Here is a 20,709-nt window from a genome sequence, read left to right as displayed (position 1 = left end):
TCGCCGCGAGCACGGAGCCGGAGAGCGGCGGGACGACCGGCGCGCTCAAGGCCCAGTACAAGAACAACGACGCGTCGCCCGGCGACAACCAGATCAGGCCCGGCCTCCAACTGGTGAACACCGGCACCACACCCGTCGATCTGAGCAAGGTCTCCCTGCGCTACTGGTTCAGCGGTGAGTCCGGTGCGGCCTCGTACGGCACCGCGTGCGACTACGCGGTGATCGGCTGCGGCACCGTCACCCACCGGGTGCGGCCGGCCGAATCCCCCGCACCGGGTGCGGACCACTACCTGGAGGTCGGCTTCACCGGCGGCAGCCTGACCGCCGGCGCCGCCACCGGTGAGATCCAGCTGCGGCTCAACAAGGCCGACTGGTCGGCCTTCGACGAGTCCGACGACTACAGCAGGGCCACCGGTACGGCCTTCGCCGACACCTCGAAGGTCGCCGTGTACATCGACGGCGCCCTGGTCTCGGGCACCGCCCCGTGACCGGCCGCTGAACCCGGCCTGCCACCCCACCGCACTCCCGATGGCGGGACGCCCATCCGCCCCGCTGCACCCGCCATCGGGGTACCACCGGCCGCCCGTCCCCGCCGACGGCGGCCGACAGCACCACCCCCACGAACCCGTCTGCGGGGAGCTTCCGCAGACGTACGAGAGGAGCACGGAGCCGCAATGAGAACCAGAGGCACCATCACGCACGGGCTACGCCGAAGGCTGGCCGCACTCTCCGCCCTCGCCATGGGCGCGGCACTGGCGGTCGCCATCCCCACCCCCGCCTCGGCGGCGGCACGGGTGGACAACCCCTATGCGGGCGCCACGGCATACGTGAACCCCGACTGGTCCGCCAAGGCCGCGGCCGAACCGGGCGGCAGCTCCATCGCCGACGAACCGGGATTCGTCTGGATGGACCGCATCGCGGCCATCGAGGGTTCGGCCCAGGCGATGAGCCTGCGCGAGCACCTCGACACCGCACTGGACCAGGGCGCCACCCTGTTCCAGGTCGTCATCTACGACCTGCCGGGACGGGACTGCGCCGCGCTGGCGTCCAACGGTGAGCTCGGACCCACCGAGCTGGACCGGTACAAGGACGACTACATCGACCCGATCTCCGAGATCCTCGCCGATCCGGCGTACGCGAACCTGCGCATCGTCACGATCATCGAGCCGGACTCGCTGCCGAACCTGGTCACCAACGCGGGCGGTTCCGCGGGCTCCACCGAAGCCTGCGCGACCATGAAGGCGAACGGCAACTACGAGAAGGGTGTCGGCTACGCCCTGCACACCCTCGGTGCCATTCCCAACGTCTACAACTACGTCGACGCCGCCCACCACGGCTGGCTGGGCTGGGACTCCAACTTCGTCCCGGCGGCCCAGGAGTTCAAGAAGGCCGCCACGTCGGAGGGCGCCACGGTCGCCGACGTCACGGGCTTCATCGTGAACACGGCCAACTACTCGGCTCTCAAGGAGCCGAACTTCAAGGTCAGCGACACGGTGAACGGCGCCCAGGTCCGCCAGTCCAAGTGGGTCGACTGGAACTACTACGTCGATGAGCTGTCGTTCGCGCAGGCGCTGCGCACCGAGCTGGTGAGCCAGGGCTTCGCCTCGAACATCGGCATGCTGATCGACACGGCCCGCAACGGCTGGGGCGGCAGCGGCCGGCCCGCCGGCCCCGGGCCGCAGACCAGTGTGGACGCCTATGTCGACGGCGGCCGGGTCGACCGGCGCATCCACGCCGGCAACTGGTGCAACCAGAGCGGCGCCGGCATCGGCGAGCGTCCCACCACCGCCCCCGAGCCCGGCATCGACGCCTACGTCTGGGCCAAGCCCCCGGGCGAGTCGGACGGAAACAGCGCCCCTGTCGACAACGACGAGGGCAAGGGCTTCGACCGGATGTGCGACCCCACGTACACCGGTAACGGCCGCAACGGCAACAACCTGACCGGCGCCCTGCCGAACTCCCCGCTCGCGGGTCACTGGTTCTCCGCGCAGTTCCAGGAGCTCGTCCGCAACGCCTACCCGGCGCTCGACGGCACCCCCGGCGGTGGCGGCAATGACACCCAGGCGCCGACCGCGCCCACCGGAGTGACCGTCACGGCGAAGACCAGCGGCAGCGTCTCGCTGTCCTGGACCGCGTCGACCGACAACACCGGCGTGACCGGCTACGACGTGTTCCGCGGCGGGGTGAAGGTGGGCTCCACCACCACGACCTCGTACACGGACACCGGTCTGACGGCCTCGACCGCCTACAGCTACACGGTCAAGGCCAAGGACGCGGCCGGCAATGTGTCGGCGGCCTCCGGCGCGCTCTCCGCCACCACGTCGGCGGGCGGCGGCACCGGAACGGGCGCCCTCAAGGTCCAGTACAAGAACACCGACTCCTCCGCCACCGACAACCAGATCCGGATGGGTCTGCAACTGGTCAACACCGGCAGCACCGCGGTGAACCTGTCCACGGTGAAGGTGCGGTACTGGTTCACCCCCGAGGCGGGGGCGTCCACCTTCGGCACCGCGTGCGACTACGCGGTGATCGGCTGCGGGAACCTGACCCACGGTGTGCAGTCCTCCGGCAGCTCCGCGGCCGGTGCCAGCCACTACCTGGAGGTCGGCTTCGGCAGCGGCACGCTCGCCGCGGGCGCCTCCACGGGCGAGATGCAGCTGAGGCTCAACAAGAGCGACTGGTCCAACTTCAACGAGGCGGACGACTACAGCCGTTCGACGACCACGAGCTACGCCGACGCACCGAAGATCGGCGTCTACGTGACCGGCGCGCTCGCCTGGGGCACCGCGCCCTGACCGTCCCCGCCCGGGGAACCGACCGGGCTGACCGGTTTCACCCCTCGGCCCGCCCCCTGCCGGATGTCCGGCAGGGGGCGGTGCCGTGCCGGACCGCGGGCCCGGACGCGGTTCCGCCACCACCGGATGGCACACTCCCCCCATGGACACCGCACCGGAGACGACAAGCCATCGGGCAGCGGTCGGATGGACCCTCGCCCTCACGGCACTCGGAGCAGTCACCGGCCTCGTCTGGGACGGACCGTTCCTCGCCGTCACCTGCGGCCTCTCGCTGGGAGGCGGCGCGGCCCTGGGCACGGCCCTGTCGCGCCGCCGGATGATGACGACCATCCAGGAGGACCGGGGCAAGGCCGTCGCCCTCGGGTACGCCGACGGGATCGGGGAGATGGTGGTGCTGGGGATATCCGCCTACGGAGTCTCCGTCTTCCCGCTCTCCGGCCCCGACGCGGTGCACCCCGCCGAGCGCACGGCGCGCCGCGAGGCCGCGTACCGGCTCACCGCGGCCGACAACCTCCCGCACCACATCCGCGAGGCCGCGGCCGCCGCGCTCGAAGCGATCGACGAAGAACGCGACGTGGAGGCCCGGTCCGCCATCGAGGACCTCATGAAGGCGGTCCACGAACAGCGCCGCGCCGCCTGACCTCCGACACGGCCCCGGCCCCGGGGCCCGCGGGGCGCGGCCCGGCCGACGCCGCGCCGAGGAGCTCATCGCCCGGACGGACCCCGGCGGCATCGACCCGCCCGATGGCGGGTAGACGGGACGACGGCTGCACATAAGGTGTCATCTGCTGAGGTCTCCACTGACCTGGCAAAACGCAGCTGTGGAGCCGATCCGGCCGATCTGGGAGCCGCCCCGTGTTCTATTACCTGCTCAAGTACGTCGTCCTGGGGCCGCTGCTGCGGTTGTTCTTCCGCCCCGTCATCGAGGGCGCGGAGCACATTCCGGCGGACGGCGCGGCGATCGTCGCCGGTAATCATCTGTCCTTCTCCGACCACTTCCTGATGCCAGCGATCATCAAACGCCGCATCACCTTCCTCGCGAAGGCCGAGTACTTCACCGGTCCCGGAGTGAAGGGCCGGCTGACCGCCGCGTTCTTCCGGAGCGCCGGCCAGATCCCGGTGGACCGGTCCGGCAAGGAGGCGGGGCAGGCGGCGATCCGCGAGGGGCTCGGCGTGCTGAGCAAGGGTGAGCTGCTGGGCATCTATCCGGAGGGCACCCGTTCGCACGACGGACGGCTCTACAAGGGCAAGGTCGGGGTCGCGGTCATGGCGATCAGGGCACAGGTGCCGGTGGTGCCGTGCGCCATGGTCGGCACATTCGAGATCCAGCCGCCCGGCAAGGTCGTACCGCGCATCAAACAGGTCACCATCCGCTTCGGCCGGCCGCTGGACTTCTCCCGCTACGCCGGTCTGGAGAACGAGAAGGCGGCGGTCCGGGCGGTCACCGACGAGATCATGTACGCGATCCTCGGCCTCTCCGGCCAGGAGTACGTCGACGAGTACGCGGTCAAGGTGAAGGCCGCCGAACAGGAGGAACGTCCGGGAAAGTTCCCGAAACTCCGACGCTGAGGGCGGATTCGCGGTCCGTGAACCCCGCTGGTCGGGGCCCCGTACCGGCCCTAGCGTGCGGAGCATGAGCAAAGGACACGCATGGGTGCTGGGAGCGACGGGCCAGATCGGGCGGGCCGCGGTGCGCTCACTCGTCGAGGACGGCTGGACGGTGACCGCGGCCTCGCGCGGCGGCGGCCGTGACGACCGCTGGGACGAGGGGGTACGCACGGCGGCACTGGACCGCGACAAGGAGGGAGCGCTCGCGGCGGCGCTCGGTGACGGCTGCGACGTACTGGTCGACATGGTGGCGTACGGGAGGCAGCACGCCCGGCAGCTGACGGACCTCGCGGACCGGATCGGCTCGGCCGTGGTCGTCTCCAGCGGTGCGGTGTACGAGGACGACCGCGGCCGCAGTTTCGATACGCAGGGCGAACCCGACGGGTCGCCGTGCTACCCGGTACCGATCCCGGAGTCGCAGTCCACCGTCCCACCGGGCGAGGCCACGTACGTGACGCGGAAGATCCAGCTGGAACGGGATCTCCTCGCGGCGGGGGACACACTGCCCGTCACCCTGTTGCGGGCGGGCGCCGTTCACGGTCCGTACTGCCGCTCACCGCGCGAGCTCTACTTCGTGAAACGCGCTCTGGACGGCCGCGCCCGGCGCGTGCTGGCGTACGGGGGAAAGTCGCGCTTCCATCCGCTGCACGCGGCCAACGCCGCCGAACTGATCCGGCTGGCCGCGCTGCGGCCCGGCTCCCGGGTGCTCAACGCCGCCGACCCCCAGGCGTCGACGGTCGCGGAGATCGGCGAGGCGGTCGACGCGGTGCTGGGGCGGGAGACGGAGACCGTGCTGATGCCGGGCGCCGCCGCGCCCGACGGCGTCGGTCTGTCGCCCTGGGGAGCCCCGCATCCCATCGTGTACGACACGACGGCCGCCGAACGCGAGCTCGGCTACCGGCCGGTGACGGGCTATGCCGAGTCGCTCCCGGAATCCGTCGAGTGGATCACCGCGCACCTGGCGGGACGTGACTGGACGGACGCCTACCCCGCCATGGCGCGGTCGTACGGCACGGGGCTCTTCGACTACGCGGCGGAGGACGCCTGGCTGGAGCGGTACGACCGGACGGGGTGACACGGGGTTCAGCCGGCCGCGGCCGTCAGCTCGTCGTGCGCACGGTCCAGCACGGCCCGCAGCTCCCTCGCGTCGGCGGCCACCGCCGTCACCAGCACGGCGGGTCCGGCGAGGCGGGTGAGCACGGCGGTCGGCCCCAGCAGCCCGCTCTCCGGAGCCTTGTCGTCGAATGACGGCTCCACGACGAGCAGTTGGCCGACGGCCCGATGACCGCCGAGCACGGCCGGGCCGTCCCAGCCGCCGGGGGCGCCGGGCCCGTACGCCACCTGCTGGTCCAGGAGCGGGCGCCCGGCACGGCGGACGGTGAGCCTGCTGAGAAGGGTGCCGGGGCTCTCCCCGTGGCGGCCGAGGATCTGCTCCTCGCGCAGCACCAGCCGTGCGGTGGAGGCGAGTTCGGCGGTGGTCCGCATGTCGAGTTCGCTGCCGTGGGCGGAGATGAGCTGTTCCGGCAGCCAGTCGAGTGCCGCCCCCTCCCCCGCCATGAGCCGTACCTCGTAGTGGGCGGGTCCGGACTCCGGCCCGGGGCCGGGCAGGGCGACGGTGGCCGCCGCCGAGTCGACGGTGAGCCGGGCTCCGGGCTCGGCCCGCGCCTCGATGGCGAGCCGGTCACCGCCGAGCGGTCCGCTCATCGCGCCGACGACGGTGACACGGACCGACCCGGGTGACACGGACCTGGTCCGCCGCAGGGCGAGCGGCCCCTCGCTCTCCAGGACGGGCAGCGACATGGCGCCCCGGCTGTCGCGTACGGCGGTGATGCGGGCGGTGGCCCGGACGCTCATGCGTTCCAGGAGGCGAGCTGCCCCCGTACCCAGGCGGCGACGGGTCCGACACCCTCGCCGGAGGTGAGCGAGGTGAGCAGGACGGGCAGTTCGCCCCGCTGCTGTGCGGCGTCGCGCGCCATCCGGCCGAGGTCGGAGCCGACGTAGGGGGCCAGATCGGTCTTGTTGATCACGAGCAGGTCGGAGGTGGTGACGCCGGGCCCGCCCTTGCGCGGGATGTCGTCACCGCCGGCCACGTCGATGATGAAGATCTGGGCGTCGACGAGCCCCTTGGAGAAGGTGGCCGTGAGGTTGTCGCCGCCGGATTCGACGAGGATGAGGTCGAGCGGCCCCACCGCGTCCTCCAGGTCCTCGACGGCTTCGAGGTTGGCGGATATGTCGTCGCGGATGGCGGTGTGCGGGCAGGCTCCGGTCTCGACGGCCTGGATCCGCTCGGGCGGCAGTACCGCGTTGCGCAGGAGGAACGCGGCGTCCTCGCGGGTGTAGATGTCGTTGGTGACGACCGCGAGGGACAGCTCGTCGCGCAGGGTGCGGCAGAGTGCGGCCACGGTGGCGGTCTTGCCGGAGCCGACCGGTCCGCCGAGCCCGATGCGCAGGGCCCGCCGGGTGCCGTCGGGGCGTGCGGCGTCGGCACCGACCGCGGCCGGGCCGGGGTGGGAGTGGTCGAGGTGCATGGTGCGGCTCCTGTGCTGTGTCGGGGCAACGAGCGGGTCTGCGGGACGGAGTGGTTGCGGAGCGGGGTTATGAGGCGAACAGCCGGACCGGCCAGGCGGCGTGGGCCTCGGCGGTGATGTCGAGCAGCGGGGCCGACGCGGCGGGCAGTTCGTCGATGCCGCCGCGGGCGGCGGCGGCCGCCAGTCCGGCGACGTGGTCGAGGTCGGGGGCGAGCCGGGCGAGGACCGCGGTGGCGTCGAACGGGTTGAGGGAGAGCAGCCGGACGACCGCCGTGGCCGGTCCGCTCACCGCTTCGTACGCGGCGCAGTGCGCGGCGTCCTCGGGCCCGAGCCCTGCCGCGCGGGCGGTGAGGCCCAGCACGACGGGCTGATGGGCGCCGCGCGGGCGGTCCCGCGCGAGCGCGTCGAGTTCGCCGCTGGGCCACGTCGCACGGGCTGCCCGCATCAGCTGGCGGCCGAGCCTGCGCGCGACCGCGCGCAGCGCCGGTGAGGGCGTGCGGGCGTCGGCGGCCTCGTCGAGGGCGAGCGGGTCGTGCCCGTGGGCGGCCGCCGCGGCGAGCGCCGCAGCGGTGAGCCCGGTGGTGTGGAGGCGGCCCCGGCAGAAGTCGGCGAGGTCTTCTGCGTTGCGGATGCGTCCTGCCCCGACGGCCGGTTCGGCGCCACCGGAGTGGGCGTGGCCGCCGGCGGGGAACCGGCCGTCGGCCAGGACGAGCAGGGCTGCACGGCTCATCAGGTGACCGCTCTCAGAAGAGGAAGTAGCGCTGGGCCATGGGGAGTTCGGAGGCGGGGTCCGGTTCGACCCGTTCGCCGTCGATGGTCACCGCGAAGCTGTCGGGGTCGACGTCGACCCGCGGCAGCGCGTCGTTCTCGCGCATGTCGGCCTTGCCGACCCCGCGGGTGCTGGTGATCGGGACGAACCGCTTTCCGAGTGCGAGCCGCTCGGGCAGGCCGTCCTCGATGGCCGCCGCTGCCACGAAGTTGAACGAGTTGGCGGCCGGTGCCCGGCCGACGGCGCCGAACATGGGCCGGGGCAGAACGGGCTGCGGAGTGGGTATGGAGGCGTTGGCGTCACCCATCTGCGCGTAAGCGATCTGGCCGCCCTTGATGACGGTCTGCGGCTTCACTCCGAAGAACGCCGGTTCCCACAGCACCAGATCGGCGAGCTTGCCGGTCTCGACGGAGCCGATCTCCTGGTCGAGGCCCTGGGCCACCGCGGGATTGATGGTGTATTTGGCGACATAGCGACGGACTCGGTGGTTGTCCGCGCGCCCGTCACCCGGCAGCGCGCCGCGGCGCCTCTTCATCACGTGCGCGGTCTGCCAGGTGCGCAGGACGACCTCACCGATGCGGCCCATGGCCTGGGAGTCGGACGAGATGATCGAGATGGCGCCGAGGTCGTGGAGGATGTCCTCCGCCGCGATGGTGGAGGGCCGGATCCGCGATTCGGCGAAGGCGAGGTCCTCCGGTACGGCCGGGTTGAGGTGATGGCAGACCATCAGCATGTCGAGGTGTTCCTCGATGGTGTTGACGGTGTGCGGCCGGGTCGGGTTGGTGGAACTGGGCAGGACGTACGGCTCAGAGACGACACTGATGATGTCGGGCGCGTGCCCGCCGCCCGCCCCCTCGGTGTGGTAAGCGTGGATGGAGCGCCCCGCGATGGCGGCCAGGGTGTCGGCGACGAACCCGGCCTCGTTCAGCGTGTCGGTGTGGATGGCGAGCTGGGCGCCGGTCTCCTCGCAGACACCGAGGCAGGCGTCGATGACGGCCGGCGTCGCCCCCCAGTCCTCGTGGATCTTGAAGCCGAGTGCACCTGCCCGCAGTTGGGAGTGCATGGCGTCACGGGACATGGTGTTGCCCTTGCCGAGCAGGCCGATGTTGAGGGGGTACGCCTCCAGCGCCGCGAACATCCGGGCCAGGTGCCAGGGGCCCGGGGTGATGGTGGTGGCCTTGGTGCCCTCGGCCGGGCCGGTGCCGCCGCCGACGAGGGTGGTGATGCCGGAGGAGAGTGCCTGGTCCATGAGGGTCGGCGAGATGAAGTGCACATGCGCGTCGATGGCGCCCGCGGTGATGAACTTCCCGTTGCCCGCGATGATTTCGGTCTCCGGGCCGATGACCAGCTCCGGATGGACGCCGTCCATGGTGTCCGGGTTGCCGGCCTTGCCGATGCCGGTGATCCGGCCGTCGCGGATGCCGATGTCCGCCTTGACGATGCCCCAGTGGTCGATGATGACGGCGCCGGTGACGACCGTGTCGGGGGCGCCCTCCGCGCGGGTGGTGCGGGCCTGGCCCATGGACTCACGGATCACCTTGCCGCCCCCGAACACCGCCTCGTCGCCCGCGAGTCCGGGTCCGCCACTGCGGTCCTCCTCGATCTCCACGAGCAGATCGGTGTCGGCGAGACGGATCCGGTCGCCGGTGGTGGGACCGAACAGGTCCGCGTACACGGCGCGATGGAGTTCAGTCATCGAGAGCACCTCCGGTCTCGCCGCGCAGGCCCGGGACGATCCGCCGGCCGGCCAGGGGGACGAGTTCGATGTCGACGGGTATGCCGGGCTCGAAGCGGACGGCGGTTCCGGCGGCGATGTTCAGCCGCAGACCGCGGGCCGCCGTCCGGTCGAACTCCAGGCCGGGGTTGGCCTCGGCGAAGTGGTAGTGCGAGCCGACCTGGACCGGCCGGTCGGCTGCGTTGAGCACGGTGAGGCGCGTCATGGGCCGCCCCGCGTTGAGCGGCACCGGCCCGTCCGCGTACAGGATCTCGCCCGGAGTCATCGGCGGCCCGTCAGACGATCGGGTCGTGGACGGTGACGAGCTTGGTGCCGTCCGGGAAGGTCGCCTCGACCTGCACGTCATGGATCATCTCGGCTATGCCGTCCATGACGTCGTCGCGGCTGAGCACCTTGCGCCCGGACGCCATCAGTTCCGTGACGGTGCGGCCGTCGCGGGCACCCTCCATCAGATAGGAGGTGATGAGGGCCACCGCTTCCGGGTGGTTGAGCCGCAGTCCGCGGGCGCGGCGCTTCTCCGCCACATCCGCGGCTACGTGAATGAGCAGACGTTCCTGCTCGTGCGGGGTCAGTTGCACGTGTCCACCTCACAGTCGTCCGCCCAGTACCGGCCCTGGGCGCAGCGCGACACTAGCCGCCCTCAACAGACTGTTGAACGTCGAACCGGTGTCACGCGGCGAGGTATTGCACGTTAGAGCCGAAGTTTTTCCGACGCGTTAACTGATCTTTTGCACATCCATGGACATGAGCCCCCGCAGCCCGCCCTCCAGGGTCTCGGGGCCGAGGTCACCGAACAGGGCGGTCTGGACGATGAATCCCTGGGCGGTGGCGATCAGCGTGCGGACGACCTGCTCGTCCGGCACATCGGCGGTGAGCACGCCCCGCTCCCGGTACAGCCCGACCAGCTCGGACCAGGACGCCCGCAGCCCGTCGTACGCCTCGGTCAGGGTGGCCGCCAGCCGCTCGCTGCGCAGGGTCTCGGACCACACCTGCACGATGAGCCCGGCGTACGCCCGCCGGTCCAGCCCGCGCCCGCCGTCCACGCCTTCGGCGAAGAGGGTGCGCACCACGCGGCCGATCAGCACATCAGGCGTGGGCGGCGGGCTGACCTTCGCCGCCCGCTCAAACGCCTGTCGGACACCCCCGACCGCCTCCCCGGCGATGGCCGCGATCAGATCCTCCTTGCCGCTGAAATAGCGGTAGACCGCACCGGCCGACAGCCCGACCTCCTTGAGCACGTCCTGCATCGAGGTGCCGTGGAACCCGTCGCGGGCGAAGCAGCGCGCGGCGCCGTCGAGGATCTGCCGGCGGCGGGCGTCGAGGTGTTCCTGGGATACACGAGCCATACCCCAATGTAAAACGAACGTTCTTTCTTGACAAGCTTCCGAATTCGGCGGGACAGTGGGGCCTCACGTAAAACGAACGATCATTCTCTTTGAATCGAGGCGCCCGTCATGCCCGCTGCCCCCAACCGTCGCCTGGTGGCGGTCGTCCTCCTGGTGCCCACCGTGGTGGCCCTCGCCCTCTGGGCCTTCGCCTGGCCCGCCGCCCGGATGGCACCGCGCGAGCTGCCCGTCGGCGTCATCGGCTCCGGACCGGCCGCCGATCAGCTCCAGGAACGGCTCGAAGAGCACGACGGCGCCTTCGAGATCCACCGCTACGACTCCGGGACCGCCGCCCGTACCGCTATCGAGCACCGCTCCGTATACGGCGCGGTGGCGGTGACCGCGAAGGGCCCCGAGCTGCTGACCGCGTCCGCGGCGAGCCCGGTCGTCGCCCAGCTGCTGCACGACGCGGTCACCGCCCAGGCCCCGGACGGCATCGCGGTCCCGGTCACGGACGTGGTGGCGGCGCCGGCCGCGGATCCGCGCGGCAGCGTCCTCGGAGCGAGCATCCTGCCCCTGGCGATCGCGGGCGTGGCCGCCGGCGCCGCGGTGACCCTGCTGGGCCTGCGCGGCGGCCGGGCGGTCACGGCCCTGCTCGGGGTCGCCGCCCTCGTGGGCATGGTGTCCGCCGCACTCACGGACAGCTGGCTCGGGGTGATGACCGGCGGCTGGTGGAGCGAGGCGGGCGCGTTCGGTCTCACGGTGCTCGCGATCGGTGCGACGGTGGCCGGGCTCGCCGCGTTGATCGGCACGGCGGGCGTCGGGCTGGGGTCGTTGCTGATGGTGCTGGTGGGCAACCCCTTCTCGGGCGTCACCAGCGCACCCGAACTGCTCCCCCGGCCGGTCGGCACGCTGGGCCAGTGGCTGCCGCCGGGCGCGGGCGGATCACTGCTGCGGTCCGTCGCGTTCTTCGACGGCAACGCGGCGGGCCGGGCACTCCTGGCCCTCACCCTGTGGGCCGCCCTGGGGCTGGCCGCGGTGCTCATCGGCGGCCGCCGCAAGACCGCGACCACGGAATCCGCCACCGAACCCGAGCGCCACCCCGCGCTGTCCGGCTGACACCTCCCGCCAGGACACGCCGTGTACCCCCGCCCTCCGCGGGCGGGGGTACACGGCGTTCCCGTGTCAGTTCCCCGGATCGTGCTGCCGCCGGTGCTCCGCGGCGATTCCGAAGCGGTGCCGTTCGCCGGGAGCGGCCGGCGAAGAGCCGATCGAGGAGACCGAGCTGATCACCTGCTCCTGCTCCGCCGCCTCCTCGTCCTCAAGTCGCTCCAGGTCAGCGGCCGACACGAACGCCACGAGCGGCTTGCCGTGCCGCGTCACGACCACCCGCTCACCGCCGTAGACGACACGGTTGATCAGTTCGGCGAGCTCAGCTCGGGCTTGCGTCACCGGAATCTCGTAGGCCATGCTCCCTAGCTTATGCAACGGCCACCTGGTCCGCTGTGGTACAGAGCGATCGCGAATGTCCAGGTCAGAGGCTTTCTGCTGCCCCCGTGCCCACTCGGTTGTGAGAGATGCGTGAGACGAGGTGAGAAGTGGAGCCTGCTGGTCGCCCCGGATCCTGGCGCGCCTACGAGCTGGGGCGCCAGTCGGCATGGCGGGTACGGGCCTCAGGAGTCGGGCTGTTCAAGACGTACAGGCATCGGTTGACGGTTCGCCGGACACGTGTTGCCCCCACTCGTCTGACGTGGGTGCTCCTACGTCTGAGCACAGTGCGGCATACAAGTCCTTGAACGACCGCACCTTGGCGAGGTAGACCGTGCCGTCGTCGTTGGTGGCGGCGAGGAGATTCCCGTCCGGGCTGAACACCACCCCGGTCACGGGGTCGGGAAATGCGGGCAGTATGCCGTTTCGCTCCTGATCATCGAGGAGTTGGGCCATGGCGTCGCGTGCTTGGCTCGTGGGGAGGGCGCGCCAGGCCGCGGCGGCGAGGCGGCGGGCGGTGACGGGGTGGGCGGTGCTGATACTGAGGCTCTCCGCGGCGAGTTGGCGGGAGAGTGCGACGGCGTGTTGCTGGGAGGCTTCGGTGGCCGCGAGGGAGGCGATGGCGGCCAGGGTGATCGCGGTGGCGGTCAGAGCTGCCAGCAAGGCGAGGAAGGTGCGGCGGATGCGGGTGCCGCGGCGGGCTGTGCGGTGGCCGGTCCGGAGGAACTCCGCCGCGTCGGCGGTGGGCTGTGGATAGCGCTCGGGGTCGGCTGTCCAGCGGTCGGCCGCGGCGCGGGCCTCGGCCAGCCGGGCGGCCGGGTACAGGTACGCCTTGTGCTTGTCGTGGTCGAGCCAGGCGGTGGTGTCGGTCAGCAGTTGGCTGTGCAGAGCCCGGTCCAGGCGGTCGCCCTCCAGCCACGCGGTGAGCTGGTGCCAGGAGGTCAGCAGCACGTCGTGGGCGATCTCGACGCCGGTGCCGTCGGTGACCAGGAGCCGGTCCGCGGCAAACGCCGCGACCACCGCGTCCACCTCGGCCGCGTCCGCGGTGCACGCCGCCCGGAGCTGCGCGACGCTCAGGCGGCGGCGCGCCAGCCGCCCGTCGGGGGCCACGATCGTCAACAGCGTGAACACCACACCCGCGGTCGTCTGCCGTTCGGGGGGCAGGGTCCCGTAGAGGGTCTGGGCGCTGCGGTTGACCGCGTCGGTGGTCCCGCCGCCGCGCCGGTAGGCCCGCAGGCCCAGTTCCCCGCCGGGTTCGCGCTGCTCCCATGCGGCGTACATCACCTGGGAGACCAGGGGCAGCACTCCCGCTCCGAAGCCCTCCGTGGCCGGGTCGCCGGAGCGCACCTCTGCCACGACCGCGTCGACGACCGCTTCGTCGACACCACGGCCCGCTTCGGCGGCCGGGCCCGTGACCGCGGACCGCAGCTCCGCCTCGCTCATCGGTGTGATCGCGAATACCTCGGCGTCGATCGCCTCGGCCAGCAGCGGGAAGCGCAGCGCCTGGTCCAGGAAGTCACCCCGGACTGCTGCCACCACCATCGCGGCCGGTGCTCCGCCCGGCTCGGCCGGGACCGTCGCCGCTCGTAGCGCCGGGAGGAACGCGGCGCGCTCCTCCCGGCCGTGTTCGCTCTCCTGGGCGAGCGTGAACAGTTCCTCCAGCTGATCGATCACCAGCACCAGCCGGGGCGCCGGCCCACCCCCACCGGGGCCCGTGCCGATCCCCGCAGCCAGGTCTGTGCCGGTGCGGGTCGCGCGGTTCACCTGCTCGATCAGTTGAGGCGCGGTCCGGGGTGCGTCCCGCAGCGAGCGGTGCACCGACGTCACGTCCACTCCGGCCAGATCGGCCAGCCCGTGGGCCCGTTTCCACAGCGGCTGCCCTTTGGGAGTCATGCTCAGCACCGGCCAGCGCCCCAGCTCACCGCGTGCCAGGAGCGGTAACATCCCGGCCTGGAGCAGCGACGATTTTCCCGCTCCCGAGGCTCCCACCACCACCAGCATGCCTCGGGGCAGTCGCGTCATCAGCCGTTCGACCAGCCGCTCGGCCACCGCGTCGCGGCCGTAGAACACCCGCTCGTGCCGCTGGAGGAAAGGCGCCAGTCCCAGATACGGGCAGTCCGACCAGGCACCCTCCGGGATCAGCTCCTCCGCGGACCGCACATGGATGTGGGAGCCTCCTTCGATCCATGTGAAGTCCCGGCCCTGGTACAGGGTGCCCTGCGAACCGCCGCTGACCCCGTTACGGACAGCGGCGGCGTCGGCCGCCGCGGACTCCGCCTCGTCACGCGTTTTTACCCCCGTCGCAGACCTCGGCCCTGACGACCCTCGCGGGCACGCCACACTCGTCGCGGGCTCGACCACACGCGTATCTGCAGGGCGGACAACCGGACACCACCGCGCACAGAATCCAGCACCTGGTACCCCGGAGTCCCGATGCGCGCACGCTACTCCCCACGCCGCACAGGACCCGCCGGCCCCAGCAAGAACGAGCCGGAATCCCGGTAGTCACCGCGCCCGCCGGGTGGCTGCCCGGCGCTACGAACTCTCCTCCCCGGCTCGGGCCGAAGGCCCGGGGGTGCCGAACCGCACTCAGAGGATGTGCGCTGCCCGGAAAACCGGCGCGTGGAACTCCCCGTCGGAGATGGTGTCGAGAAGAGCCTCCCGCAGAGACCCGGACGGCATCGGGCCTCTGCGGAAGTCGTGCGGTACGTGACCGGCGTGCCGAATCCGGTCACCGGACGGGCCGGGCCTGGTCCGGATTCCGGAAGGCCTCCTCTCGTCGCTGCCACCGGCCGGCGGCAGCGATCCGCTGCCCGTCAGCCGATGTTCGGCCCGTTGTCGTTGGACAGGTCCAGACCGAACCGGGCTCCCGGCACGAGGGCGCCCAGGTCGACCGGGTTGAACGCGAAGGCGCCCGTCGTGGTCAGGCCGGCGGCGGCGCCGCGCAGCGACCACACCGCACCACCGTCCGCGACCGCGCCGAGGTTCTCGTCGGGGGCGCCGGCCGCCAGATCCGCCTTGCCGTCGCCGGTGATGTCGAGCAGCCGGACCGAGCCGCCGAAGTGGTCACCGCTCTCCGCCACCCCGGGCATGCCGCTCGTGTCCTGGTGGAACGACTTCGCGCCGGTGCCGCTCAGACCACCCGCGCCGCCCTTCAGCAGCACCACCGCGCCCGCTCCCTTGACCGACTCGATGGCCTCGAAGGGCACCCCCACGGCCAGATCGGCGTACCCGTCGCCGTTCACGTCACCCGCCCCGAGACGGGCGCCGAACTGGTCACCCTTCTCGCTCGCCCCGGGCACGCCCGAGGTGTCCTGGGTGATCGTCCTGGTCCGGGTGGTGCTCGGCCCGGACGCGGAACCGTAGTAGATCTTGACGGTTCCCGGGTCCGTGGGCAGGTCCTCCGTGATGCCGTTCGGGATCACCCGGGTGGCGAGGTCGTCCTTGCCGTCCTTGTCGAAGTCACCGACCGCCGTGGCCGCGGCGCCGGGGAGCGGGGTGGACTTCGTGGACAGGCCCTTGGGGGTGCCCAGCCACAGCTTGCCGCCCTCGGCGTGGTTCTCGTACACGTAGAACGTGCACAGGTCGTCGATGCCGTCGCCGTTGAAGTCACCGGCCGCGGTGTCCGACATGGTGTTGTCCGTGCTGAACATGTTGATCCGCTGCTCGCGGGCGGGCGCCCCGGCCCGGGTGAACGGCCCGTAGAGCACGTTGCGGAAATCCCCGTCGTCGCCGTGAAGCATCATCAGGTCCGTCGTCCCGTCGCCGTCGAAGTCACCGGCGGTGAGGTTGTCCCCCACCTGAGTGTCGCTCGAAGCCGGTATACGGACCGCGCCCTGCCCGGTGATGCCGCCGGTGCGGCCCCACAGCACGATGACGGAGCCGTTGATGGCGGAGCCTTCGAACAGGAACGATTCGTGGGTGACCAGGGCGAGGTCGGTCAGCCCGTCGTGGTCGAGGTCCTCGGCGAACATCCGGTAGCCGAAGCCGTGGTCGTCCCCGGGCACCCCCGGCACGCCCGGGGTGTTCTGATCGATGACCGTGGTGTTCGCCGTCGTCAGGCCCTTGGCCGAGCCGTAGCTGACGGTGATGTAGCCGGCCCAGGAATGGCCGGCCACCGGGGCGGCGGGGGCGGCGACCGCGAGGTCCTGATAGCCGTCCCCGTTGAAGTCCTCGCGCACGGTGGTAGCTGCTGTGCCTCCGGCCGTACCCGCGGGCGTGCCGCCGGGAGCTGCGACGGCCGCGCCGCCGGACAACGCCGTGGCAGCACAGACGGCTATGGCCAGCATGGTGCGAATGCCCACGAAGTTCTCCTTGGTCGCGTACGCGGAGCCAGCGGCGTACGAGGGGTGAGGGCTCGCATAGGAGACACCCGCGACACTCAGAAGGTTGCCCCGTGTACGGATGGTGAACTCGACTGGGGGGCAAGGGAGTCGGGCGGGGCCGGTAGACGCCTCGGCTTGGTGCCGCTGGGCCGGACCGTCGCTCCCCGCGTTGCCGCGCAGGACGCCCAGAATCTTGCCGGCCTCATGCAGGCCCTGAACCGCGCGGTCGGCCACATCGGCGATGTGCGGGTTCACCCAAGCCAGAAAGCGACTCGGCATCAAGGAGCCGCGCCCTCCGCGTGACGACGGCAGTTGGACGACAGGCCGTAGCCCCCTCTCCGGTGGCCTCGACACCCCGTTTCCCTGTCGGCCGCCGAAGAGGGCCTCAACACACCACCAAATCCGAGAGGTCCAGCACCATGTACTCCCATCACAAGCTTCTGTACGTCCTGTACATTTTTTGCAGAAGCGTGCGCAGGCGCCCTCACGGACCCCTGCGCGCCCCGGAGGAGAGGTCTTCGCCATGCACCGCCCCGCCGCCCGCTACGTACTGCCCGAGTTCACCGAGCGCACGTCCCAGGGGACCCGCACGCTCGACCCGTACTCCAAGCTGCTGGCCGAACGCGTCGTCTTTCTGGGCACCCAGGTCGACGATGTCGCGGCCAACGACCTGGTCGCCCAGTTCATGTACCTGGAACACAACGAACCCGACCGGCCCATCCAGCTCTACATCAACTCCCCCGGCGGCTCGTTCGCAGCCATGACCGCCGTCTACGACGCGATGGCGTTCCTCACCTGCGAGGTGGAGACCTTCTGCCTCGGCCAGGCGGGCGCCGCAGCGGCCGTACTGCTGGCCGCGGGAGCCCCCGGCCGACGGCACGCGCTGCCCGGCGCGCACGGGTCGTGCTGCAGCAGCCGGAACTCGCCGAACCCGTGCAGGGGCAGCCGTCCGATCTGGAGATCGAGGCCCGGGAACTGGCCAGGATGCGCGAGACGCTGACGGGCATGCTGGTCCGTCACACCGGCCGCTCCGCCGAACAGGTCACCACCGACACCGAGCGCGATCTCATCCTCGACGCCGAGGGCGCCAAGACCTATGGACTGATCGACCACATCGTGCAGAGCCGGGGGCCCGTGCCGCCGCCCGTCGCCCGGTGAACCCCCGATGCAGCCACCGGAGTTCCCGCCGCTGCCCGCCCTGACCCGCGCGGAGGGCGAGTTCATCGACCGCTATCTGCAAGTCGTCGACCAGGTGGGCCGGATCAATCCGGCCCGCGCCGACGACACCTACCGGGCCCTGCGCGCCGCCCAGGCACTCGCCTCGCACGCCGCGGCGCTGCGGGACGCGCTCGCGTTGATGCATGAGCGGGGTGAGGCCCGGATCCACTCCGCCACGTTGGCGCGGGCGCTACGGGTACTGGACGGCGAGCGTCGCGCCGGGCGGGTCACCGTGCCGCCGGCCCACACGAGTTGATCAACTCACCTGCGCCGACACGCCCGACGGGTGGACCGAATTCTCTCGCTCGTTCGGCGTAGGTGATACCTCGCACGAGGGACAGCTCAACTTGCGCTTTCGAGATGGGCTATGGGTGAAATCTCCCGTTCCGCCGCTGGTACGGCACCGGCGGGGGACCTCCGGCACCTCCCCGAAAGGCCTCCTGTCCACCCGAACAGCTCAGTCGTGACGAGCCTCACATATCACCGTTTCACCTCGGAAATCCGGCGTTCGGTGAGTCAAGATCCCTGGGACGACAAGCCCCCGCCACCGCGGCGGGGCGGTCCGGGCGGACGCCGAGTCCTGCCGCTGTCCGGATGCCTGGTCGACAGGAGTGGATCGGCAGGAGTGGAGGACCCGAGCACAACGGGCCGACCGGACCTCCGGTTGTCCCTCGGGGTGAAGCCGCCTTGTGCGGCCGGGCAACTTCGCCAGCCCGAACCCGACAGGTCATCCTTCACAGGCGGCTGACGAAGGGTTGCGCATGAGTGCGCAGGTTCATGTCCCGTCTCTGCTCGGCCGGGCCGCGACGGCCTCGGCCATGACTCTCGCCGCTGTCGGCGGCACGCTGTTCGTCCCCGGCGCCGTGACCGACGCCCAGGCCGCCACTCATTCGATGAAGGCGCTCAACATCGCCGCGTCGAAGAAGGGATCGCCGTACCGGTGGGGCGCAAGCGGCCCCAGCCGTTTCGACTGTTCAGGGCTGACGCTGTACTCGTTCAAGAAGGCGGGCAAGAATCTCCCGCGCACGGCCCAGCAGCAGTACAACAAGACCCGCCACATCTCGGCCTCGAAGCGGCAACGCGGCGATCTGGTCTTCTTCCACTCCGGCCGCAGCGTGTTCCACGTGGGCATCTACGCGGGCAGCGGCAAGATCTGGCACTCGCCGAAGACGGGCGCCGTGGTCCGGCTGGAGAGGATCTGGACGAAGAGCGTCTACTACGGGCGGGTCCGCTGACGTCTCCGCCCCGCCACCGGATCCGCACCTGAGATCAGCGCAACAGGGTGCCGGTCACCAGCACAGCCCCGAGTGCGGTGAGTGCCGCGCCGCTGCCGCCCTCGATCGCGCGGGCGGTGCGCGGCCGGCGCAGCCACCGGCCAAGGCGGTCCACCAGGAGCGCCACGGCCGGGAACCAGACCAGTGCGAGCAGCACGACGATCGCGGCCAGCAGCAGCGTCCTGGGCAGCGGGTCGGCGCCGGCGGGGACGAACTGCGGAAGCAGGCTGAGGAAGAGCACCGGCGCCTTGGGGTTCAGGGCGTTGGTCAGGAAGCCCTGGCGCAGTGCGCGTCGCGTCCCGATGACGGCCTGCCCGCTGTCCGGCCGGTCCCCCGCGGCTTCGGCGGCGTGCGCCCGCCCGTCGCGGCGCAGGGCGGTGCGCAGCGCGCTGATGCCCAGGTAGAGCACGTACGCCCCGCCGAGGAGCTGAACCGTGCGGAAGAGCACCGGGACCGCCACCAGTACGGCGGCCAGTCCGGCGACGGCGAGCGCGGTGTGGACGAGCAGGCCCCCGGCGACGCCGAGCGCGGTCGCCACCCCCGCCGACCGCGAGGCGAGAGCGTTGCGTACGACGACGGTGAAATCCGCTCCGGGCAGCGCGACCATGGCGGCGGCGACTCCGAGGAAGGCGGTCAGTTGGGCGTCCATGGCTCCACCCTGGACCCGAACGGCCTTTAGCATGTACTTGCAATCTTGTGGGTCTGCCAAAAGGAATGCTTAATGTACGACCCGACACGGCTCGCGGCGCTGGTGGCCGTCGCCGAGGCCGGTTCGATCACCCGGGCCGCCGCCCGCCTGGGCTACACCGCTCCCGCGCTCTCCCAGCAGCTCGCCAAGCTGGAGCGGGAGGCCGGTGCCGCGCTGCTGGTCCGGCACCATCGAGGAGCCCGTCTCACGGCCGCGGGCGAGCTGCTCGCCGGCCGGGCCAGGCGGGTCCTGGACGAGATGGACCAGGCCCGCCACGAGCTGGCCCGCCTGGCCGGGCTCTCCGGCGGACGGCTGCGGGTCGGCACCTTCACCACGGCCGGCATCCATCTGCTGCCTCCCGTGCTGAGCGCCTTCCGCCGGGCACATCCGGACGTGGAGCTGGTCGTCACGGAGTACGAGCCGCCGGGCGGCGTCGCGGCGGTGGCGGCGGGCGAGGTCGATCTGGCGCTGACGCACGCGTACGAACCGGCCGCCGCGACGCCGCTGCCCTCGGGCGTCAGCGCCGAGCCGCTGCTGGTCGAGGAACTGGTGCTGATCACCGCCGTCGGGCAGGTCCTGGCCGACGGCAGCGGGCGGCTTCCGGTGACGGACCTGGCGGGCCGGCCGCTGATCAGCAGCGCGCCCACGCATCCGCCGCGGCGCGGGGTGGAGAACGCGCTGGCCGAGGCGGGCGCCCTGCCCGCGGTGGTCTGCGAGTCGCCCGGGTACGCGCTGGTGTGCGCCCTGGTCAGCGCGGGCATCGGGATCGCGGTGGTTCCCGAGATGGTCGCGGCGATGTCGCCGACGCCGCTCTCCGTGCGGAGGCTGGAGCCCGCCGCGTTCCGCCGCACGATCTCGGTGGTACACCGCGGTGACCGGTCGAGCGCCGCGGCGGCGACCCTGCGGGCCCTGCTGCGCAGCGGATTCGGCCGGGCCGCCGTGCCGCAGTGACCCGG

The 20,709-nt window shown here is 71.6% G+C and carries 19 protein-coding genes, 2 pseudogenes and 1 riboswitch; of the genes and pseudogenes, 10 read left to right on the top strand and 11 right to left on the bottom strand.

All coding sequences use genetic code 11. The features are described 5' to 3' along the window. Positions 1–8: 8 nt before the first annotated feature. The 5 genes and pseudogenes from ACIO3R_RS24515 to ACIO3R_RS24495 form a co-directional block, all read left to right on the top strand. Positions 9–488, top strand: a pseudogene (locus ACIO3R_RS24515) (cellulose binding domain-containing protein); the annotation flags it as partial. Positions 489–674: 186 nt separating this feature from the next. Continuing rightward, a complete protein-coding gene (locus tag ACIO3R_RS24510) occupies positions 675–2,795 on the top strand; it encodes a glycoside hydrolase family 6 protein (protein WP_402108668.1) in 2,121 nt (706 codons plus the stop codon). A gap of 142 nt (positions 2,796–2,937) precedes the next feature. Then, positions 2,938–3,435: a hypothetical protein gene (locus ACIO3R_RS24505; protein WP_385036597.1), complete on the top strand. Its 498-nt coding sequence runs from the start codon at positions 2,938–2,940 to the stop codon at positions 3,433–3,435. 215 nt (positions 3,436–3,650) lie between these two features. Continuing rightward, a complete protein-coding gene (locus ACIO3R_RS24500; protein WP_385036596.1) occupies positions 3,651–4,364 on the top strand; it encodes a lysophospholipid acyltransferase family protein in 714 nt (237 codons plus the stop codon). Between the two features lie 64 nt (positions 4,365–4,428). Next, entirely contained in the window at positions 4,429–5,478 is a 1,050-nt protein-coding gene (locus tag ACIO3R_RS24495; RefSeq protein ID WP_402108664.1) for an NAD-dependent epimerase/dehydratase family protein, read from the top strand. A gap of 8 nt (positions 5,479–5,486) precedes the next feature. Here ACIO3R_RS24495 and ACIO3R_RS24490 read toward each other — a convergent pair whose 3' ends face one another. The 7 genes from ACIO3R_RS24490 to ACIO3R_RS24460 all read right to left on the bottom strand — a co-directional run bounded on the left by ACIO3R_RS24490 (position 5,487) and on the right by ACIO3R_RS24460 (position 10,781). After that, positions 5,487–6,257, bottom strand: a complete 771-nt coding sequence (locus tag ACIO3R_RS24490; RefSeq protein WP_402108661.1) for an urease accessory protein UreD — start codon at positions 6,255–6,257, stop codon at positions 5,487–5,489. Further along, the gene (gene ureG / locus ACIO3R_RS24485) at positions 6,254–6,931 is read right to left on the bottom strand and encodes an urease accessory protein UreG (protein WP_385347266.1); all 678 of its coding nucleotides are present in this window, start codon (positions 6,929–6,931) and stop codon (positions 6,254–6,256) included. The genes ACIO3R_RS24490 and ureG overlap by 4 nt, the downstream gene beginning before the upstream one ends. Before the next feature lie 67 nt (positions 6,932–6,998). Next, positions 6,999–7,661: an urease accessory protein UreF gene (locus ACIO3R_RS24480; RefSeq protein WP_385036592.1), complete on the bottom strand. Its 663-nt coding sequence runs from the start codon at positions 7,659–7,661 to the stop codon at positions 6,999–7,001. A gap of 13 nt (positions 7,662–7,674) precedes the next feature. After that, positions 7,675–9,396, bottom strand: a complete 1,722-nt coding sequence (locus ACIO3R_RS24475) for an urease subunit alpha (RefSeq protein WP_385347264.1) — start codon at positions 9,394–9,396, stop codon at positions 7,675–7,677. Next, a complete protein-coding gene (locus ACIO3R_RS24470; protein ID WP_385347263.1) occupies positions 9,389–9,700 on the bottom strand; it encodes an urease subunit beta in 312 nt (103 codons plus the stop codon). The genes ACIO3R_RS24475 and ACIO3R_RS24470 overlap by 8 nt, the downstream gene beginning before the upstream one ends. Before the next feature lie 10 nt (positions 9,701–9,710). Then, positions 9,711–10,013 carry an urease subunit gamma gene (locus tag ACIO3R_RS24465; RefSeq protein ID WP_402108656.1) on the bottom strand — a complete coding sequence of 101 codons (303 nt, stop codon included), beginning with the start codon at positions 10,011–10,013 and terminating at the stop codon, positions 9,711–9,713. A gap of 138 nt (positions 10,014–10,151) precedes the next feature. Continuing rightward, on the bottom strand, positions 10,152–10,781 hold the full coding sequence (locus ACIO3R_RS24460) for a TetR/AcrR family transcriptional regulator (RefSeq protein ID WP_385036589.1): 630 nt from the start codon (positions 10,779–10,781) through the stop codon (positions 10,152–10,154). A 108-nt stretch (positions 10,782–10,889) separates the two neighbouring features. Here ACIO3R_RS24460 and ACIO3R_RS24455 point away from each other — a divergent pair, with 108 nt between their 5' ends. After that, complete coding sequence (locus ACIO3R_RS24455) at positions 10,890–11,879, top strand: ABC transporter permease (RefSeq protein WP_402108653.1); 990 nt, start codon at positions 10,890–10,892, stop codon at positions 11,877–11,879. 66 nt (positions 11,880–11,945) lie between these two features. Here the strand turns inward: ACIO3R_RS24455 and ACIO3R_RS24450 are convergent, their stop codons facing one another. From ACIO3R_RS24450 to ACIO3R_RS24440, 3 genes are all read right to left on the bottom strand, one after another. Then, positions 11,946–12,230, bottom strand: coding sequence for a type II toxin-antitoxin system Phd/YefM family antitoxin (locus ACIO3R_RS24450; protein WP_385040453.1), 285 nt, complete (start codon positions 12,228–12,230; stop codon positions 11,946–11,948). A gap of 219 nt (positions 12,231–12,449) precedes the next feature. Beyond that, the gene (locus tag ACIO3R_RS24445) at positions 12,450–14,408 is read right to left on the bottom strand and encodes a hypothetical protein (protein ID WP_402108651.1); all 1,959 of its coding nucleotides are present in this window, start codon (positions 14,406–14,408) and stop codon (positions 12,450–12,452) included. Positions 14,409–15,064: 656 nt separating this feature from the next. Next, the gene (locus ACIO3R_RS24440; protein ID WP_402108876.1) at positions 15,065–16,537 is read right to left on the bottom strand and encodes an FG-GAP and VCBS repeat-containing protein; all 1,473 of its coding nucleotides are present in this window, start codon (positions 16,535–16,537) and stop codon (positions 15,065–15,067) included. Positions 16,538–17,096: 559 nt separating this feature from the next. Here ACIO3R_RS24440 and ACIO3R_RS24435 point away from each other — a divergent pair. The 3 genes and pseudogenes from ACIO3R_RS24435 to ACIO3R_RS24425 all read left to right on the top strand — a co-directional run bounded on the left by ACIO3R_RS24435 (position 17,097) and on the right by ACIO3R_RS24425 (position 19,026). Next, a pseudogene (locus ACIO3R_RS24435) lies at positions 17,097–17,731 on the top strand (ATP-dependent Clp protease proteolytic subunit). A 7-nt stretch (positions 17,732–17,738) separates the two neighbouring features. Continuing rightward, positions 17,739–18,047: a hypothetical protein gene (locus ACIO3R_RS24430; RefSeq protein WP_402108648.1), complete on the top strand. Its 309-nt coding sequence runs from the start codon at positions 17,739–17,741 to the stop codon at positions 18,045–18,047. Positions 18,048–18,352: 305 nt separating this feature from the next. After that, a riboswitch (cyclic di-AMP (ydaO/yuaA leader) is annotated at positions 18,353–18,549 on the top strand. Positions 18,550–18,552: 3 nt separating this feature from the next. After that, positions 18,553–19,026: a C40 family peptidase gene (locus ACIO3R_RS24425; protein WP_385040463.1), complete on the top strand. Its 474-nt coding sequence runs from the start codon at positions 18,553–18,555 to the stop codon at positions 19,024–19,026. Positions 19,027–19,060: 34 nt separating this feature from the next. Here ACIO3R_RS24425 and ACIO3R_RS24420 read toward each other — a convergent pair whose 3' ends face one another. Further along, complete coding sequence (locus ACIO3R_RS24420) at positions 19,061–19,714, bottom strand: LysE family translocator (RefSeq protein ID WP_385347251.1); 654 nt, start codon at positions 19,712–19,714, stop codon at positions 19,061–19,063. A gap of 72 nt (positions 19,715–19,786) precedes the next feature. On the opposite strand from ACIO3R_RS24420, the gene ACIO3R_RS24415 reads away from it, so the two are divergent. Further along, complete coding sequence (locus tag ACIO3R_RS24415) at positions 19,787–20,704, top strand: LysR family transcriptional regulator (RefSeq protein WP_402108644.1); 918 nt, start codon at positions 19,787–19,789, stop codon at positions 20,702–20,704. Positions 20,705–20,709: the final 5 nt, after the last annotated feature.

The sequence above is a fragment of the Streptomyces sp. NPDC087428 genome (genome assembly GCF_044744085.1).
Lineage (GTDB): Bacteria > Actinomycetota > Actinomycetes > Streptomycetales > Streptomycetaceae > Streptomyces.
The sequence above is the reverse complement of the archived record's forward strand: the minus strand, read 5'-3'. Positions and strand labels throughout refer to the sequence as shown.

Excerpts from the sequence above, each read along its gene's own strand:
- ACIO3R_RS24415 (WP_402108644.1), top strand. The coding sequence starts at position 19,787 with ATGTACGACCCGACACGGCTCGCGGCGCTGGTGGCCGTCGCCGAGGCC.
- ACIO3R_RS24510 (WP_402108668.1), top strand. The coding sequence starts at position 675 with ATGAGAACCAGAGGCACCATCACGCACGGGCTACGCCGAAGGCTGGCC.
- ACIO3R_RS24455 (WP_402108653.1), top strand. The coding sequence starts at position 10,890 with ATGCCCGCTGCCCCCAACCGTCGCCTGGTGGCGGTCGTCCTCCTGGTG.
- ACIO3R_RS24505 (WP_385036597.1), top strand. The coding sequence starts at position 2,938 with ATGGACACCGCACCGGAGACGACAAGCCATCGGGCAGCGGTCGGATGG.
- ACIO3R_RS24450 (WP_385040453.1), bottom strand. The coding sequence starts at position 12,230 with ATGGCCTACGAGATTCCGGTGACGCAAGCCCGAGCTGAGCTCGCCGAA.
- ACIO3R_RS24475 (WP_385347264.1), bottom strand. The coding sequence starts at position 9,396 with ATGACTGAACTCCATCGCGCCGTGTACGCGGACCTGTTCGGTCCCACC.
- ACIO3R_RS24420 (WP_385347251.1), bottom strand. The coding sequence starts at position 19,714 with ATGGACGCCCAACTGACCGCCTTCCTCGGAGTCGCCGCCGCCATGGTC.
- ACIO3R_RS24480 (WP_385036592.1), bottom strand. The coding sequence starts at position 7,661 with ATGAGCCGTGCAGCCCTGCTCGTCCTGGCCGACGGCCGGTTCCCCGCC.
- ureG (WP_385347266.1), bottom strand. The coding sequence starts at position 6,931 with ATGCACCTCGACCACTCCCACCCCGGCCCGGCCGCGGTCGGTGCCGAC.
- ACIO3R_RS24460 (WP_385036589.1), bottom strand. The coding sequence starts at position 10,781 with ATGGCTCGTGTATCCCAGGAACACCTCGACGCCCGCCGCCGGCAGATC.
- ACIO3R_RS24470 (WP_385347263.1), bottom strand. The coding sequence starts at position 9,700 with ATGACTCCGGGCGAGATCCTGTACGCGGACGGGCCGGTGCCGCTCAAC.
- ACIO3R_RS24440 (WP_402108876.1), bottom strand. The coding sequence starts at position 16,537 with ATGCTGGCCATAGCCGTCTGTGCTGCCACGGCGTTGTCCGGCGGCGCG.
- ACIO3R_RS24425 (WP_385040463.1), top strand. The coding sequence starts at position 18,553 with ATGAGTGCGCAGGTTCATGTCCCGTCTCTGCTCGGCCGGGCCGCGACG.
- ACIO3R_RS24495 (WP_402108664.1), top strand. The coding sequence starts at position 4,429 with ATGAGCAAAGGACACGCATGGGTGCTGGGAGCGACGGGCCAGATCGGG.
- ACIO3R_RS24430 (WP_402108648.1), top strand. The coding sequence starts at position 17,739 with ATGCAGCCACCGGAGTTCCCGCCGCTGCCCGCCCTGACCCGCGCGGAG.
- ACIO3R_RS24490 (WP_402108661.1), bottom strand. The coding sequence starts at position 6,257 with ATGAGCGTCCGGGCCACCGCCCGCATCACCGCCGTACGCGACAGCCGG.